We start from the raw sequence: 16,479 nt of genomic DNA, 5'->3' as shown, positions 1-16,479 counted from the left end.
CAAGCGAACGCATGGCCTCGGCGGGCGTCGGGAAAATGAGACTGTCGACCAGAACGGCCGAGAACCACCAGATCACAACGGCGACGACGGCCACAACCACCGGAGGCAGGAACCGTCGAGCGTTCGTGCGGCTCGCGGACGGGGTCACCTTTGGGGGAACGGTCGGGGCGGTGGCTACTCTGTCCAAGGTGCTGCTCATCAGCGGCGCCTCCAATCGAATCGGTTGAGCGCGAGCGAGATCAGCGAGGTCGAGAGCAGAGCGATCAGCGCCACGATGAGGATCCCGGCGTACATGTCGGCGATGTCGAACCCGTCGTAGGCAATGGAGATGAAGTGGCCCAGGCCCTGGGTCGACAGGATGAACTCACTGGCCAACACCGAGATGACGGCGTACGAGAGCCCCAGTTTGAGTCCGGTCACGATGCTCGGCAACGCATACGGCAGCAGAACCGATCGGAAGTACTGCCACCGCGTCAACAGCAGCGTGGTGCCGAGCTTGGTGACGATCGGCGACACCGCGTTGAAGCCGGTGCGTGCGTTCAACGCGACCACACCGAAGGCGAAGATGGTGGACAGGATGGCGATCGGGGCGACTCCGGCGCCGAAGAGCACCACCATGATGGGGTAGAGCGCGAACGTCGGGACGGCGTAGTAAACGTTGAGGTACGGCTGAAACGCCCTGTCCCACAGCTCGTACCGCCACAAAATGTAGGCGGCGGCAACACCGAGTACTGAGCTGAGAACGAATGCAAGGACGATGATGCCGAGCGTCCGGCCTAACTCGTCGACGAGGAACTCTGGATTGGTCAGCAGACTCAGCGACGTCGAGATCATGTCGGTTACCGGCACGATGTCCAGCGGTGATGCGAAGAACCGCGCCGAGACGTCGATGGCCACAAGAGCCGCGACGAGGATGAGCACGGTCCAGCCCCAAGCGGGGAGACCGAGTTGAGTGGAGGGGGCCGGCCGGATGTATCCCGGAACTACGGAGGCGCGGTTGTTGTCGCGTGTCGGCGCACTCATGGTTCGATGCTCATCGTCTTCTTGGCCTCGTCGCGCAGACTCGACCAAATGCGTTCGTGCAGAGCAGTAGCCGCTGGGCTTGCGAGGACGTCCTCGGAGCGCGGACGGGGCAGGTCGATGTCCATCTCGTCGATGAACCGGCCGGGCCGCGCGCTCATGACCAGTACGCGATCGGACAGCAATACCGCTTCCTGAATGCTGTGGGTGATGAACAGGACTCCGCAGGTGAGCTTTTCGACGATCTTGAGCAGCTCGTACGACATGACCAATCGCGTCTGCTCGTCGAGAGCACCGAACGGCTCATCCGCGAGTATGAGGTCAGGCTCCATGGACAGGCAGCGAGCGATCGCCACACGCTGACGCATACCGCCGGACAACTGGGTGGGGTAGTGGTCGCCGAACTTACCTAGCCCCACTGTGTTCAGCAGCTCGTCGGCGCGGGCGCGTCTCTCTTTCTTGCCGACACCCCGGACTTCGAGAGCGAACGCGACGTTGTCGCGGACGGTCCGCCAAGGCAGCGTCGCCGATTCCTGGAAGATGACCGCAGTCTTGGACCGAGGGCCGGTGAGCGGTTGCCCGTCGACCTGCACGGTGCCGCCGTCGTGATCCTGGAGTCCGGCGAAGACCTCGAGCAGAGTGGACTTGCCGCAGCCACTGGGCCCGACGACGGAGACGAATTCGCCCCTACCGATGGATAAGTCGATCTCGTGGAGGGCGGTCACATCACCGAAGTGCCGCGACACCGACGAGGCGACGGCGATGGCGGAGGTGGTGTCGGGGCGGGGTCGAGTCGCTGCGTGAGTCACGTCGCTACCTTCTGGTGGTGGGTAATTGTTGTCAGGAATCGCAGTCGCCGGGAACGTCGGTCTCGACTCCCGAGGCGAGGAATTCCGGGTCGAACAGGGTGCAGAAATTGGGTACTCGATCGCTCCCCGATGCTTCCACGCCGTCCTGGGCGGATTCGACCGACGCGGTGTCGAAGCCGCCACCCCAGGTGTCGACCGAGGACGCACGTTCGACCACTGCGGTGGCCGACTCCACATCGAAGCCGGTGTAGTCCGCGTAGATCTGCGCGGCCGCAACAGGATCGGCCTTGATGGACGCGACCGCCTCGGTGTAACCGGCGTTGATGGCCCGTACGACACCGGGATTGCTTGCGGCGTAATCCTTGGTGGTCGTGATCGTCGACTGCAGGAACCGCGACATGTAGTCGGGGCTGCTGACGATCAGCTTGAAGTCCTCTGGTCGCTGTTCGGCGACGATAGAGGGAACGAGTGCGATGTCGACGTTGCCGGCTTCGAGTAGTGCGAAGCCCTCACCGATTCCGCCGGAGGCAACCCGCTCGATCCGGCTCGGGTCGACGCCTGCAACGGAGGGAAGCAGACGCGTCAGAGCATCGGACGCCGAGTTGGGCCGGGTGTAGGCCCAACGGCGCACGTCCTCGATGGAGTTGATATTGGTGTTGGAGGCGAGCGCGTAGAAGTTCATCGGGTACGGCCCCTGCGTGCCACCGCCGACGATGCGCAATTCGGAGCCGGCCGCGTCCGCCTGCACGATCGACGGATAGCTGACCTCACCGATGGGGATGTTGCCGTCGAGCAGCGTGCGCATGGTCGCGCTGCCGCCCTTGCCCGGAACGATGTTCTCCACGATTACGCCGTGCTTCTCGAACAGTCCCTGCTTCTGCGCGACAAGCCAAGGGATGCTGTAGATTTCGGCCGCGGCCGAGACGGTGACGTCGATCGTGACCGGATTGGCGGGGTCCGCGTCGGGGCCGGGATCCGATCCGCATGCCACCAGTGCGCCGGATAGCGCCACCGCTGTCATGATCGAGGTGATTCGGCGTAAATGCATCTGCGTCCTCGCTTGCTGATCGGCGTGACGATGCCGAAGTGGGAGTGTCGGCTGTCGCAGGCCCACCCGTAGTGAGACGTACGTAACAGCTGCTAACCACTTAAACATAAGATGTTTTACGCGTCAAGATGAGGTAAATACGGACAATGCCCGCTAATTGGTCGCACAGCGCGGGTTAAAGATCAGATGTATGCGGTGGTGCCGCCCGATGCCAGTCGGTCACCGACTGATAGCGCTCACCCACGCCGAACAACGCGCCCTCACGGTGCGCCGCAGCGGTGAGTTGCGCTCCCACCGGCATGCCCGAGGACGGGTGGAACCCGACCGGCAGAGCCAGCGTCGGGCCGTCGTGCAACGACCACGGGTACGTGAATTGTCCCATCCGGCGCGAGAGCGCGACAACGTCGTCGCCCCCGTCCCTCGGGGGAATATCGACGGGCATGGCCGGGGTCAGCACCGCGTCGACAATCTCGAACGTGGCGGTCATGGCCTGACGGAACCGATCGCGGCGGGTGAGTGCACGGGCACGGTCGGACTCGGAGATGCTCAGGCCCAGCGCTATTCGTTCGTAAGTCGCGGGCTGGAGGCGAGAAGGCTCGGTGTCGAGCCGGTGCCGATGGCGGCGAGCGAGGTCGCTGTAGACGATCGTGTAGACGATGTCCTGAGCATCGGCGGCATGCCCCAGCTCGATGGGGACGATCTCGTATCCTAGTTCGGCGAACGTGCGCACCGCGGCTGCGACGGTCTGCGCGACGCCCGAGTCCACGTCCGCGGTGAGGAACACGGTCGGGACACCGATGCGCGTGACGGCTGATGGTTCGGACGGGCTGGGGGACAGGACGTCGAACAGCGCCTTGACCTCTGCGACCGACCTTGCCATCGGGCCGACGGTGTCGAATTGCTCGCTCACCGGGAACACGCCGTCGTTGCTGATCGAGCCCCAGCTCGGGCGGAGACCGGTGATGCCGCACGCTGCGGCGGGGAGGCGCACCGACCCGCCGGTGTCGGTGCCCAGGGACGCGTCGACCAGTCCGGCGGCGACGGCAATCCCCGAACCGCCGCTCGATCCGCCGGGCACCCGAGCGGTATTCCACGGGTTGTACGACGGGCCCGCAGCCGAGTTCTGCGAGGTGACACCAACGGCGAACTCGGCCATGTTCAGCTTCGCGACCACCGACCCGCCTGCGTCACGTAGGCGGGTGACGACCTCGGCATCAGCGTCGGCGACGTTGTGCTCGAAGAACTCCGACGCGCAGGTGGTCTCGACGCCGGCCACGTCGATGTTGTCCTTGACTCCGATGCTCAGGCCGGACAGGGGCCCCGGGGTGTCGTTCCGGTCGTCGATCCACCGGACGACACCGCCGAAGGTCCCGTCCTCGATCAGGCCGCGCTCCGGGCGCGCAGCTCGGCCGTCGCGTCCTCGTCGACCGTCCACGAATCGGTGTTCACGACCACACCGTAGTCGCGTCGAGCATCGTCCTCCGTGAGGTACTCGTCCCAGACGTCGCTGAGCACCTGGAACGGATCACGCTCGAACGGGTTTCCGAAGCCACCGCCTGAGGGGAGCTTGATCTCCAGCGTCTCACCGGAACGAATCGTCTCTTGAGTGACCTTGGAGTACAACACTTCCTCGCGGTCAGTCCCGGCGTTCCTGGTGAACGAGCCGGACACACCGTTGTGTCCACCCAGAGCTCCGGCCGGAGGATCCGATCGGTTGTCGGCCTCGGAACCGAGGAACGTATCGGTCTCCATCAACCACTTGCGCACACTGCCGATACCGCCGCGCCACTTCCCTGGCGCGGGTGCCTCGTCGCGCAGCTCGTACCGCAACGCGCGCATAGCGTGGTTGAGCTCGAGCTCCTCGATGGGGTTGTTGCGAGTGTTGGCCATCAGGGCGTCGACGGCGTCCATGCCGTCCTTGCCATTGCGGCCACCGTAGGAGCCCTCGTTAATTTCGATGTAGACCCAATACGATTCGCCGTCCGGAGCGATACCGGAGTAGGCGATGGCGCACAGGGCGGCGGACGATCCCGCGATCGCGTGATCCGGAAGCACCGGGGCCAGAGCGAGATTGATCGAGTCGAACACCCGGTTCACCTGCGAGAACCGCGCGAAGCACGATGCGGGGAAGTCCGGGTTGAAGATCGTCCCCTCGGGGGCATAGGCCTTGACGGGTCGGAAGCACCCGTCGTTCTGGGGAACGAATTCCTCGGTCAGATCCTCGTCGAGCAGAATCGTACGAATGGCCGAGACAGCCACCGGCAGAACCGAACCCTCAAACGGGACGTTGAACGCGGTGGGCACCTGGCTGTTGGAGCCGGTGAGGTCGATGAGAATGTCCTCGCCCTCGACCTGCACCCGCACAGCCACCTTGAGCGGTTCGTCGCGGTTCTTACCGTCGTCGTCGAGGTATCCGATGGGCGCGGTGTAGCTGCCGTCGGGAATCTCACGAATCTTTTTGCGCAGCATGGACTCGGAGTAGTCCATCCAGCGTTCGCCCGCGCTCATCACGGTGTCGAGGCCGTACTTCTCAAGCAGCTCGGTGAATCGCTTCTCGCCGATGCGAGAGCACGCGATCAGTGCTTCGAGGTCGCCGCGGTTCTGCTCGGGCGTACGGACGTTGTCGAGGATGTGCTGAATCAGGTAGTCGTTGCGGACCCCGGCCTCGTAGATCTTCATCGAGTCCATCAGCTTGCCCTCGGCCCACACATCGACGACGTCCATGCACAGGCCGGGGAAGTTGCCGCCGACGTCGGACACGTGACCGGTACACCCGGCGAAGCCGATGTGCTCGCCCTGCCAGAAGATCGGAATGATCACGCCGTAGTCGGGGGAGTGAGCCGCTCCGTGGTACGGATGATTGTGCAGCACCACATCTCCGGGCTTGTACGTTCCGGCGAGGCGACGGTTGACGCCCTTGATGTAGGCGGGAATCGAACCGCAGTGCATCGGAGTCGAATCCGATTCACAGAGTTCGCGTCCGTTGATGTCGAAGATGCCCGCGCCGAGGTCCTCGGACTCTCGAATGAGCGACGAGTACGCCATGCGGTAGAGCACCTGAGCCATCTCTTTGGCCATCGACTGCAGGGCTCCGCCGATGACGCGCAGCGTGATGGGATCGACCTCGACGTCGTTCCAGGTTCGAGTGGATTCGCCCGCCAGTGACACTCCGGTGGTGGGCATCAGCGCCTTGCTCATGCGGGGTTCCTCTCGATGATGATGTGGCCGACGGCGTCGACGGTGGCGTGCTGATTCATGCCGATGATCGTGGTGGAATCGAACTGCTCGACGATCGCAGGACCGTCGATCTCGTTGTTCGCCAGCAGGAGTGACCGCTCGTAGACCGGGGTGTCCACCCACTGCGGCGCGGACGTCTCGTCCTGCCAGAACAGTGCCTGGGTGGTCGTCTTGATCGCGGCCGAGGAGTCGGCGGAGCCCACGGCGATATCGGCGATCTGTACGTGGGGAACCGCACCCACGCCGGTGACGCGGACGTTGATCAGCTGCACGGGCTTGTCGTCGAACCGCTGAGAGTAGGTGCGTCCGTGCACGTCGTGGAATGCCTCGGCGACGGTCTTGACCCACACGTCGTCGATGTCGCCGTCCGGTGCAGCGACGCGGAGTTCGTAGCCCTGGCCGACGTATCGGCAGTCGACGCTGCGCTCGAGCGAAATGTTCTCGGCCGCAACACCGTCCTTCTCGAGCTGTGCGACGGCCAGTGCGGACAGACGCTCGACCTGCTCCTGCAGCAGTTCGATGTTCGGGTCGGCGGACGACGTCCACACCGTCGTCGGCTCCTCGTAGCGGATGTCGGTGGTGAGCAGGCCGACAGCGGAGGTGATGCCGGGGTGACCGGGCACGATGACCCGCGGAATACCGAGCTGGTCGGCGATCTGCCACGCGAACAGCGGACCGGCTCCACCCTCGGCGATCAGTGAGAAGTCTCGCGGGTCATAGCCTTTACGCACCGAGTGCAGGCTGATCGCCTCGGTCATGGAATGGGCGAGGATCTTGAAGATGCCCATCGCGGCGTCGTCGAGTGGGGTGTCGAGCTTGTCGGCGATGTGAGTCTGAATCGCTTCGCGCGCCAGCTCGGGCTTGACCTCCATTGTTCCGGACAGGAAGCTCTTCTCGCGCAGCCATCCCATCATCACCATGGCGTCGGTGGACGTCGGTTCGGTGCCGCCGTGTCCGTAGCAGGCGGGACCGGGAACGGCACCCGCGCTGCGTGGTCCGACGCGGAACATGCCGCCGTCGTCGACCACGGCGATGGATCCGCCGCCGGCACCGATGGTGTCGACCTCGGCCATGGGCACCATCGCGTGATAGTCGCCGATTCGGGTGTCGAGCAGATGCTTCATCCGCAGGGCACCGTCCGGTGCCACGCCGACATCCGCGGAGGTACCGCCGACATCGAGGGTGATGACACTGGGGAACCCGGATGCCTTACCGATGGCGCAGCCGCCGAGCAGGCCGGCGACCACCCCGCTGGTCAGAAGTGAGACCGGGATTTCGCTGGCGCTGCGGGAGGTGACGAGCCCGCCGGCCGAGGTCATGGGGTGTACGTCCTCGCCGACCTGCGCTGCCTTCGCCTTACCGGCCAGGTTCTCGATGTACTTCGAGGTCTTCGGTCCGATGAACGCGTTGAGTGCTGCGGTCGAAAAGCGTTCGTACTCGCGGTATTGCGGGGCCACCTCGCTGGAGAGGGAGATGAAGACGCCCGGGAACTCTTCTTCGATGATGGCTCGCACGCGCTGCTCGTGGGTGGGGTTGCGGTACGCGTGCAGGAATGCGACGGCGATGGCTTGCACGCCTCGCTCACGCAACAGTCGAACCTGTTCGCGCACAGCATCTTCGTCGAGCGGGGTCAGAACATTTCCTGCAGCATCGATGCGTTCGGGGACCACCCGACGGTTGCGTCGCGGCACGAGCTGCCACTTCTGCCACGGAAGATCCTGGTAGTTCGAGTAATTGAGAGGACGCTTCTTGCGCGCGATGTGCAGCAGGTCGCGGAACCCCTCGGTGGTGATCATGCCGACGTCGCAGCCGTTGTGCTCGAGCACGATGTTGGTCGCCACGGTGGTGCCGTGGAAGAACATGTCGATTTCGGACGGGTCGATGCCGGCACGTTCGGCGAGAACCTTGATGCCGTCCATCGTGCCGATGGAGGGGTCGTGATTAGTGGACGGGGTTTTGTGCACGACGACCGTGCCGTCGTCGTCCCACAGGACGAGGTCGGTGAACGTGCCGCCGACGTCGACTCCAATGCGTTTCATGCTGCGTCCGTTCTGTCGGTGCCCGAGGGGAGCGGGAAGGCGTGCTCCGCGTGTCCTACGAAGTCGAGGGGTCACTGCTGAGGTGACATGAGTCATAGTGCTGATGATCGACGGGAAAAGCAATACCTCTGATGTATTGCGTCGGTTTTGTCCAGATATCGACCTAGATTCGCGTCGGTATGCGTGGATTCTTGCTAAAAAGCGGATGTATCGAGGGTTGCGATCTCCGCATCTCGGGGCATCGGTCACGCTAAGCTCGAGCCGACCGGTCAGTAGAAACAGTCGAGCGACATCAGGGGGAAGACGTGGCCCAATCGGCTCCGCTCAAGGCGACCGCCAAGAGTGTCCCCGCGTATGCGGTTCTCGCCGGCCATCTTCGGAGCCGCATTCTCTCCGGTGAGCTGCAGCCGGGAGAGCGGCTACCCGGCGAAGCCGAGCTCACCGCCGAATTCGGCGTCGGGCGTAGCACTATTCGTGAAGCGCTCCGGTCCCTGGCCAGCCAGAACCTGATCGAGACGACCAGGGGAGTGACCGGGGGAAGCTTCGTCGCCGTCCCCAGTGTTGGACACATCAGTGAGCACCTGGAAACCGGTGTCGCTCTGATGGCTGCCGCGGAGACTGTCACCGTCGACCAGCTCATGGAAGTGCGCAACCTGATGGAGGTTCCGGCGGCGGGCATTGCCGCGTTCCGCCGCACCGACGAGCATCTCGAGCAGCTCAACGCGACCATCTTCGATCCCAATCAAGTGCAGGGACCCGAGACGTTCGCCAAGAACCAGGAATTCCACCTCGTCTTGCTGCGCGCGGCCCACAATCCGCTGCTCGAGCTCATCACTGCACCCGTCTTCCGTGTCCTGTCCGGTCGATTCGGTCGTGACCATGCGCCCGAGGGCTTCTGGCAGTGCGTCGACAGCGACCACCGGGGACTGCTCGACGTGGTGGAGGCCGGTGACTCGATGGCCGCCATGGATCTGATGCGTAAGCATCTCGACCACCTCGGTGACTCGTACCGACAGATGGATCGACTTCGTAATCCGTAAACATCTGCTCTTTACCGAGTCGATTCAGGTGAAGTCTGCCGATTACCGGTTTTCTCGAACCCTTGACGCCGTAAACATCTGATGTTTATGGTCTAGGTAAGGCACTCGCCAAACCGACACGAGGAGACACGGTGGCAATCCATCCGGCCGTTCTGGGGCGCTTCTTCGACGACTACACCGTGGGGGACGTCTACCAACATCCCTTCGGGCGGACGATCACGGAGACCGACAACACGTGGATCACGCTGCTGTCGCTCAACACCAACCAGAACCACTTCAACGCGCATCTGGCGTCGCAGAACCCCATCACCGATGGGAAGGTCATCGTCAACTCCGGCTTCACAGTCTCTGTGGTGCTGGGACTTTCGGTGATCGACATGAGCCAGAACGCGATCTCCAACCTCGCCTTCACCGACATCAAGATGTCCCACCCGGTCTATGCAGGCGACACCCTGTACGCCGAAAGCATCTGTACCGGGCTGCGCAAGTCCGAGTCACGCCCCTACGCCGGCATCGTCTCGATGATCACCCGCGGCCTCAATCAGGATGGCGTCGAGGTCATTTCGTGGAAGCGCTCGGTCATGGTCGCAACCCGCGACAGTGGCATCGGGCAGAACTACTTTCCCGAAGCGCAGAACGGACCGCTGGAACTCCCCGCCGACATTGAACTACAGACGAAAGACTCCGACGCATGAGGCCACTCGAAGACGTCCGCATCATCTCCCTCGAGCAGTACGGCGCAGGCCCGTTCGGCAGCCTGCACCTGGCCGACCTGGGCGCGGATGTCATCAAGATCGAGGACCCGAGCGTCGGCGGCGACGTCGGCCGCTATGTCCCGCCCTACAACGAGGGCGAGGACTCGCTGTTCTTCGAGAGCTTCAACCGGAACAAACGCTCTCTCTCACTGGACCTTTCGACCCCGAGCGGTCGAGCGGTGTTCGAGGACCTCGTCCGCACCAGCGACGCCGTCTACTCCAACCTCCGCGGTGACGTGCCCGAGAAGATCGGCATCACCTACGACCAGCTCAAGCACCTCAATCCCGCGATCGTGTGCTGCAGCCTCACCGGGTTCGGCATGACCGGCCCGCGGTCGAAAGAGCCCGGCTACGACTACATTCTGCAGGGACTCGCCGGCTGGATGAGCGTCACCGGCGACCCGGACGGCCCGCCCACCAAATCCGGTCTGTCGCTGGTCGACTACTCCGGCGGATTCGTCGCCGCGATCTCGCTGCTGTCGGGATTGCATGCGGCCAAGCGCGACGGTATCGGCGGTGACTGCGACGTCTCGTTGTACGACACAGCGATGTCACTGCTCACCTATCCCGCAACGTGGCATCTGAACGCCGGCTTCGAGCCGATCCGGACGAAGAACTCGGCCCACCCCTCGCTGGTTCCGTTCCAGGCCTTCGAGGCGACGGACGGCTGGCTCATCGTCGGCTGCGCGAAGGAGAAGTTCTGGGACCGGCTCGTCGTCGCCATCGATCGCCCGGACCTCGGTGCCGATCCGCGGTTCAGCAACTTCTCGCTTCGTGGCAAGCATCAGGACGTGCTGCTGCCGATCCTGGAAGAGGTGTTCGCCACGAATACCGTCGATCACTGGCTCTCGAAGCTCGGCCCTGCCGGGGTGCCTTCAGGTCCGATCAACGACGTCGAGCACGCACTCACCGAACCTCATACGCTCGCACGTAATCTCGTGGTCGAGACCGAGCACCCGGTGTACAACACAGTGCGTCAGGTCGCGTCCCCGGTGAACTTCGGTTCCGAGGCCAAGCAGTACCGCCGAGCGCCGCAGCGCAACGAGCACTTCGACGACATCGTGCGCGACCAACTGGGCTACGACGACGAACGCGTCGCGAAGCTGAAGGCGGAGGGTGCCTTCGGTACGGCGAAGGACGAGGTGCGGGCGTGACCTCGACGATCTTGGCGGAGTGGGCAACGGGTGTCACCGTCGCCGATCTGTCCGAGGACGTCCGGCACGCGGCCGCGCGTCACCTACTCGACGGCGTCGGCAATACCGTTGCGGCCCAACGCCTCGGCTACGGCCGACCGGGCTGGACGGTGGCCGATGCCCTGGGTGGGCCGCAGGAAGCCCGGCCACTCACCGGTACACGCGGACTGTCCGCGCCGGCAGCCGCCTTCGCGACCGGGGTGATGCTGCACTCGCTGGACTTCGACGACACGCATGCGGGCGCACTGGTCCACGCGACGGCCGTATCTCTTCCTGCGGCATTTGCCGTCGGGCAGCAGGTATCGGCCTCTGGTGCAGACGTGCTGACCGCCGCCGCCCTCGGTCTCGAAACCGCCTGCCGCCTTGGTGAAGTGAGCCCGCACGGGTTTCACGCTCGGGGTGTTCATGCGACCGCAGCGGTGGGTCCGTTGACCGCCGCGCTCGTCGCCGGCCACCTCTCGAAGTTCGACACCGAAACACTGGTCAACGCCCTGGGCATCGCCGGGTCGTCCAGCTCGGGGCTGCTCGAGTTTCTCGATACCGACGCCGACACCAAGGCACTGCATCCCGGATCGGCGAGCATGAACGGTGTGCTGGCCGCCCGGCTCGCCGCTGCCGGTGCCACGGGACCATCGTCGGTGCTGGAAGGTCGACGCGGCATCTACGCTGCACTGACCGATCGGCCGACGAACTTCGCGGCGTTGACGGAGGGGCTCGGCACGCGGTGGGAAGCCACCCGCATCGGCATCAAGCCGTATCCGAGTTGCCAGCTGATGCACGTGACGCTCGACGCGGTATCGGAAGCACTCGCAGACAATACGGTTCACGTAGGCGAGATCGCCGACATCGAGGTCTTCGTGCACCCCGATTCGAGTCCCTTCGTGTGCGGCCCGAACACCGGGGTCGCGTCCCCGCGCAGCACCTACGACGGCAAGTTCGATCTGCCCTGGAGTGTGGCCGCGCTTCTGCACGACGGAGCGATCACCGTCTCCACCTACACCGACGAATCCATCGCGCGCGAGGACGTTCTCGTCACCGCCCGCAAGGTGCGGGTGACGAACCTCCCGTCCGAGGTTCCCGCGGCCGCCGCGTCGGGCAGGGCCGTTCTCACCCTCACCGACGGACGAGTGCTCGACGCCTCCGTCGGCGGCAGCCAAGGATCCGCCGGGTTCCCGCTGAGCGACGACCGTCTGCTGGAGAAGTTTCTCGCCAACTGTGGCAACGACTCTCGTGCCACCGAGCTCTCCGACCGCATTGTCGGATTGGTCGACGAAACCGATTTGACCGCCATCCTCGACCTCGCCGCAGCCATCGCGCCGGCACCGTGACACTTCGATCGACGACACCCCAATCGACAGGACATCATCATGGACTTCACGTACGACGAGCAGCAGACGGCCTTCCGCAAAGCATTGCGCACCTTCGTCGACAAGGAAATCATCCCGGTCGCCAACGAGTGGGAGAAGACGGGCCGATACCCCACCGAGATCGTCGAGCACATGAAGGCCATGGGCCTGTTCGGCATCACGACCCCGGAGGAGTACGGCGGCCTCGGCCTCGACAAGGTCTCGTTCACTTTGGTGTACGAGGAACTCGCCCGCGGATGGATGGGTGTCGCCGGAATTCTCGGCAGCCACAACCTCTCGTGCTGGATGATCGGCAAGCACGGCACCGAGGAGCAGAAGAAGACTCTGCTGCCCAAGCTCGCGTCGGGTGAATGGCGTACGGGTGTCGGTCTGACCGAGCCCGGTGCCGGCACCGACCTGCAGGGCATCAAGACCACCGCCAAGCGCGACGGCGACCACTACGTCGTCAACGGTGCCAAGACGTGGATCACCAACGCACGGCACGCGAATGTGCTTCCGGTATTGGTGAAGACCGACACCACGACTACACCGGCACACAAGGGCATGTCGCTGTTGCTGATCGACACCACGACCGACGGGTTCGAGGTACAGCGCGACATGGGCAAGCTCGGCTACAAGGGCACCGAATCGTGTGAGATCACGTTCACCGACGTTCGGGTCCCCGTCGACGCGGTGCTCGGTGGCGTCGAGGGTCGTGGTCTGCAGCAAGCACTGTCTGGTCTCGAGATCGGTCGGCTCAACATTGCCGGACGCAGTGTCGGAATCGCACAGGCCGCGTACGACGCAGCCCTCGAATACGCGAAGCAGCGCACCGCATTCGGACAGCCCATCGCCGAGTTCCAGGCGATCCAGCTCAAGATCGCCGACATCGCGACCCAGCTGCAGGCTGCACGTCTGATGACGTACTGGGCTGCATCACAGGCGGATTCGGGTAAGCGCGTCGACATGGAGGCCGGGATGGCGAAGTACTTCGCCTCCGAGGCCGCCATCACCGCCAGCCTCGAAGCCATGCGTATTCACGGTGGCTACGGCTACTCCACCGAATTCGTCGTCGAGCGCCTCTACCGCGACGCCCCGCTCATGGCCATCGGTGAGGGCACCAACGACATCATGCGCACCGTCATCGCCAAGTCCCTCGTCGCGGGCACGGGCGTCATCGGATGAGGACGGCTCTGACCTACCTCTACGTTCCCGGGGACGTCCCGGAGCGCTTCGACAAAGCACTGGCATCGGGCACCGACGCGGTGGTGTTGGATCTCGAGGACGCGGTCACCGCAGCGAACAAGGACCAAGCCCGTGCGACCGTGGCCGAGTGGGTCGCGTCCTGCGATCCGGGAGACGTGCAGATTTGGGTGCGGGTCAACCCAGGGCCGTTGCAAGAGGACGATATTCGCGCGGTGATGCACCCGAACCTGACCGGCCTCTGGCTGCCGAAGGTGTCGTCGGTTCGCGAGGTTGAGCAGGCCGATGCTCTACTGAGTGGCACCAGCGCGGTGGTCTCGCCCCTCATCGAGACGGCCGCCGGAGTGTTTGCCGCCCTCGAGATTGCCCGCGCGCCTCGGGTCAAGTTTCTCCAAATCGGGGAAGTGGACCTCGCCGCGGATCTGGGCGTCGACGGTTCCGCGGAATCACTGTCGTTCGTGCGGGCTCAGGTGGTCGCAGCCAGCGTGGCGGCGGGGATTGATCCACCGCCTGCTGCGGTGTCGCGAAACTTCCGCGATGCCGATGCGTTCGAGGCCGATACTCGCACTCTGGCCGGTCTCGGTTTTGTTGGCCGCGCATGTATTCATCCGGCTCAACTCGCGCCCGTGCGAACGGTGTTCGTACCTTCGGAGGACGAGGTGCGTGAGGCCGAGGAGATGCTGGCCGACTTGGAACGTGCCACCTCGGGTGTGGCGGTGGACAGCAAAGGATTCCTGATCGACGAAGCCGTGGCGCGGAGTGCTCGACGCGTGGTGCAGCGAGGAGTCGCACGGGAGACGATGGCGCGGAGCTGACAAGCTCGACGCCGGAGAACAATGCACCCGTGAAATGCAGCCCTCACGACGGCAGGCGGCCCTGCAGACCATCGAGGTCTGCAGGGCCTTGTGCGTGGTGATCAGTCCGCGCTCGTTGTCGCTCCCAGGAGATCGCGGACAGTGTTTGCAACACTGATGAATTCTGGCTTCTCCATCGTTGCGCTGTAATCGCGGTGCACAGGAAGGTCGACGTCGAGGATGTCCACTATCCGACCCGGCCGTGGGCTCATGACGACCACTCGGTTGGCGAGGTAGACCGCTTCGGCGACGGAGTGGGTGACGAGCATGACCGTCGTTCCGGTCTCCCGCCAGATGCGGTGCAGCTCGACGTTCATCTTCTCGCGGGTGAGAGCGTCCAGAGCTCCGAAAGGCTCGTCCATGAGCAACACTTCGGGTTCGTGAAGCAATGCGCGACAAAGTGATACGCGCTGCTGCATGCCGCCGGACAGCTCATGGGGGAGTGCTCCCTCGAAACCGGTCAACCCGGTCATCTCGATGAGCTGATCGGCCTTCGCGGCCGCTACCTTCTTGTTCATTCCGCGCATCTCACCCTGAAGCAGAATGTTCTTGCGCACGGTCCGCCATTCGAGCAGTGCAGCACGTTGGAAGACGTAGCCGATGTTGCGTTGCGGGCCCTTGACCTCCTTGCCGACCAGCTGGACCGACCCACGTGAGGCACCGGTGAGACCGGCGACCACTTTGAGCAGGGTGGACTTGCCGCAACCGGAAGGCCCTGCAATGGAGACGAATTCACCCTTCCCAACCCGGAGGTCGACATCGGAGAGAGCGGTCACGTCACCTCGTTTGGACGAGAACTGAACGGTGAGGTTGTCGACAGAGACCGCGGTGTCCGTCACGGTGGGAGGCCGTTCACTGGTGATCGCATTCATGGTCACGTCTCATTCCTCGTTGGAGGTGAAGGTCGAGTCCCAGTAGGTCGAGGACTCGGCTCCAGCCTCGGTGAGTCCGGCATCGCTGAGGATGCTGATGGTGTTGGCCCAGTCCTCGTCGCTGTTGACACCCGGAGCCATTCCTTCGGTGTTGTCCGTGGTGAGCAGCGGAATGGTTTCCTGCCACTGCTGCAGAAGCACCGACTCCGGCGGAGTCTGCGGGTCCTTACCGACCATCGATGCCACGGCCGCTTCAGGATTGGCGATGGCTGCCTCGAACGATTCGCGGGTGGCGTCGACCATGGCCTGAACGAGTTCGGGGGAGCGCTCGATGGTCGACGTGTTGGCGATGAGGCCGTTGCTGTAGAAGTTCAAGCCCTCGTCGGAGTAACGGAGGTAGCGCATCTCGCGTCCGGACTTGTTCGCAATATTGGGCCCCTGGTCGTGTGCGAAGCCGATGAGACCGTCGACCTGACCCGAGAGCATCGCGGCGATCTTGCCCGCGGAGTCCAGACTCTGCTGCTGAACTTGGTCCTCGGGAACGCCGACGCGGTCGAGGAAGATGGGGAATGTAGTGGTGGGCGCATCCCCGGCGGAGACGGCGATGGTCTTTCCTGCGAGGTCGGCGGTGGTCTGAATAGGTCCGTCTGCGTAGACCTGCACAGCCGACGGCGTCGTCTGCAGGAATACGCCGAGGCTCTTGACCTTGACCCCCTTGTCGATGTTGGACATCACGGCCGCAGTGTCGGCCCAGCCGAAATCGGTCTGGTTGGAGCCCGCGGCCTGTGCGGTCTTGGTCGATCCCTGGCCCGCAGTGATGGTGAGGTCGATACCGTGCTCGGCGAAGATACCTTCTTGCACTCCGTAGTAGAACGGGGCGTGCTCGCCGTAGGGATACCAATTGAGCATCAGCGAGGTCGCGGTGGTTTCACCGTCGGCACCCGGGGCCTTCTCCTCGCCTCCACCTCCTCCGCTGCATCCGGCGAGTACGAGAGCGGACGACGCGACGGTCGCCACCAGAACGTTTTTGAGCTTCATGGAATATGTCCTTCGATGGAGGGAG

At 64.0% G+C, this 16,479-nt stretch carries 14 protein-coding genes; 6 read left to right on the top strand and 8 right to left on the bottom strand.

Annotated elements, in window-relative coordinates; all coding sequences use genetic code 11:
• Positions 1-198 precede the first annotated feature (198 nt).
• The 6 genes from AB0O58_RS14890 to AB0O58_RS14865 form a co-directional block, all read right to left on the bottom strand.
• Positions 199-1,023 carry an ABC transporter permease subunit gene (locus AB0O58_RS14890; RefSeq protein ID WP_366238345.1) on the bottom strand — a complete coding sequence of 275 codons (825 nt, stop codon included), beginning with the start codon at positions 1,021-1,023 and terminating at the stop codon, positions 199-201.
• Complete coding sequence (locus AB0O58_RS14885) at positions 1,020-1,829, bottom strand: ABC transporter ATP-binding protein (protein ID WP_094714586.1); 810 nt, start codon at positions 1,827-1,829, stop codon at positions 1,020-1,022. Before AB0O58_RS14885 ends, AB0O58_RS14890 begins: the two co-directional genes overlap by 4 nt.
• A 31-nt stretch (positions 1,830-1,860) precedes the next feature.
• On the bottom strand, positions 1,861-2,877 hold the full coding sequence (locus AB0O58_RS14880; RefSeq protein WP_366238344.1) for an ABC transporter substrate-binding protein: 1,017 nt from the start codon (positions 2,875-2,877) through the stop codon (positions 1,861-1,863).
• Positions 2,878-3,052: 175 nt separating this feature from the next.
• On the bottom strand, positions 3,053-4,312 hold the full coding sequence (locus tag AB0O58_RS14875) for an amidase (RefSeq protein WP_366238343.1): 1,260 nt from the start codon (positions 4,310-4,312) through the stop codon (positions 3,053-3,055).
• Positions 4,258-6,075 carry a hydantoinase B/oxoprolinase family protein gene (locus AB0O58_RS14870; protein ID WP_037148397.1) on the bottom strand — a complete coding sequence of 606 codons (1,818 nt, stop codon included), beginning with the start codon at positions 6,073-6,075 and terminating at the stop codon, positions 4,258-4,260. Before AB0O58_RS14870 ends, AB0O58_RS14875 begins: the two co-directional genes overlap by 55 nt.
• Entirely contained in the window at positions 6,072-8,153 is a 2,082-nt protein-coding gene (locus tag AB0O58_RS14865) for a hydantoinase/oxoprolinase family protein (RefSeq protein ID WP_366238342.1), read from the bottom strand. Before AB0O58_RS14865 ends, AB0O58_RS14870 begins: the two co-directional genes overlap by 4 nt.
• A gap of 305 nt (positions 8,154-8,458) precedes the next feature.
• On the opposite strand from AB0O58_RS14865, the gene AB0O58_RS14860 reads away from it, so the two are divergent.
• From AB0O58_RS14860 to AB0O58_RS14835, 6 genes are all read left to right on the top strand, one after another.
• Positions 8,459-9,193 (top strand): FadR/GntR family transcriptional regulator, encoded by a 735-nt coding sequence (locus AB0O58_RS14860; protein WP_032364336.1) that lies wholly within the window; start codon positions 8,459-8,461, stop codon positions 9,191-9,193.
• A 131-nt stretch (positions 9,194-9,324) separates the two neighbouring features.
• Complete coding sequence (locus tag AB0O58_RS14855; RefSeq protein WP_366238341.1) at positions 9,325-9,888, top strand: MaoC family dehydratase; 564 nt, start codon at positions 9,325-9,327, stop codon at positions 9,886-9,888.
• Positions 9,885-11,102 carry a CoA transferase gene (locus AB0O58_RS14850; RefSeq protein ID WP_032384863.1) on the top strand — a complete coding sequence of 406 codons (1,218 nt, stop codon included), beginning with the start codon at positions 9,885-9,887 and terminating at the stop codon, positions 11,100-11,102. Before AB0O58_RS14855 ends, AB0O58_RS14850 begins: the two co-directional genes overlap by 4 nt.
• Positions 11,099-12,469 carry an MmgE/PrpD family protein gene (locus tag AB0O58_RS14845; RefSeq protein WP_366238340.1) on the top strand — a complete coding sequence of 457 codons (1,371 nt, stop codon included), beginning with the start codon at positions 11,099-11,101 and terminating at the stop codon, positions 12,467-12,469. The genes AB0O58_RS14850 and AB0O58_RS14845 overlap by 4 nt, the downstream gene beginning before the upstream one ends.
• Before the next feature lie 39 nt (positions 12,470-12,508).
• Positions 12,509-13,672, top strand: coding sequence for an acyl-CoA dehydrogenase family protein (locus AB0O58_RS14840; RefSeq protein ID WP_366238339.1), 1,164 nt, complete (start codon positions 12,509-12,511; stop codon positions 13,670-13,672).
• Positions 13,669-14,505: a CoA ester lyase gene (locus tag AB0O58_RS14835; protein ID WP_366238338.1), complete on the top strand. Its 837-nt coding sequence runs from the start codon at positions 13,669-13,671 to the stop codon at positions 14,503-14,505. Before AB0O58_RS14840 ends, AB0O58_RS14835 begins: the two co-directional genes overlap by 4 nt.
• Positions 14,506-14,606: 101 nt before the next feature.
• On the opposite strand, the gene AB0O58_RS14830 is transcribed toward AB0O58_RS14835, so the two are convergent.
• Both AB0O58_RS14830 and AB0O58_RS14825 read right to left on the bottom strand, forming a co-directional pair.
• The gene (locus AB0O58_RS14830) at positions 14,607-15,416 is read right to left on the bottom strand and encodes an ABC transporter ATP-binding protein (RefSeq protein WP_032406993.1); all 810 of its coding nucleotides are present in this window, start codon (positions 15,414-15,416) and stop codon (positions 14,607-14,609) included.
• 9 nt (positions 15,417-15,425) lie between these two features.
• Positions 15,426-16,454, bottom strand: a complete 1,029-nt coding sequence (locus AB0O58_RS14825; RefSeq protein ID WP_032406920.1) for an ABC transporter substrate-binding protein — start codon at positions 16,452-16,454, stop codon at positions 15,426-15,428.
• Between the last annotated feature and the right edge of the window lie 25 nt (positions 16,455-16,479).

It is taken from the genome of Rhodococcus sp. NPDC080181, from assembly GCF_040702225.1.
GTDB classification, from domain to species: Bacteria; Actinomycetota; Actinomycetes; order Mycobacteriales; family Mycobacteriaceae; genus Rhodococcoides; species Rhodococcoides fascians.
Note: the sequence above shows the minus strand (reverse complement) of the source record. Positions and strands in the feature narration are given on the sequence as shown.

Coding starts and splice junctions, on each gene's coding strand:
- AB0O58_RS14865 (WP_366238342.1), bottom strand. CDS start 8,153: ATGAAACGCATTGGAGTCGACGTCGGCGGCACGTTCACCGACCTCGTC.
- AB0O58_RS14880 (WP_366238344.1), bottom strand. CDS start 2,877: ATGCATTTACGCCGAATCACCTCGATCATGACAGCGGTGGCGCTATCC.
- AB0O58_RS14840 (WP_366238339.1), top strand. CDS start 12,509: ATGGACTTCACGTACGACGAGCAGCAGACGGCCTTCCGCAAAGCATTG.
- AB0O58_RS14870 (WP_037148397.1), bottom strand. CDS start 6,075: ATGAGCAAGGCGCTGATGCCCACCACCGGAGTGTCACTGGCGGGCGAA.
- AB0O58_RS14825 (WP_032406920.1), bottom strand. CDS start 16,454: ATGAAGCTCAAAAACGTTCTGGTGGCGACCGTCGCGTCGTCCGCTCTC.
- AB0O58_RS14830 (WP_032406993.1), bottom strand. CDS start 15,416: ATGAATGCGATCACCAGTGAACGGCCTCCCACCGTGACGGACACCGCG.
- AB0O58_RS14835 (WP_366238338.1), top strand. CDS start 13,669: ATGAGGACGGCTCTGACCTACCTCTACGTTCCCGGGGACGTCCCGGAG.
- AB0O58_RS14850 (WP_032384863.1), top strand. CDS start 9,885: ATGAGGCCACTCGAAGACGTCCGCATCATCTCCCTCGAGCAGTACGGC.
- AB0O58_RS14890 (WP_366238345.1), bottom strand. CDS start 1,023: ATGAGTGCGCCGACACGCGACAACAACCGCGCCTCCGTAGTTCCGGGA.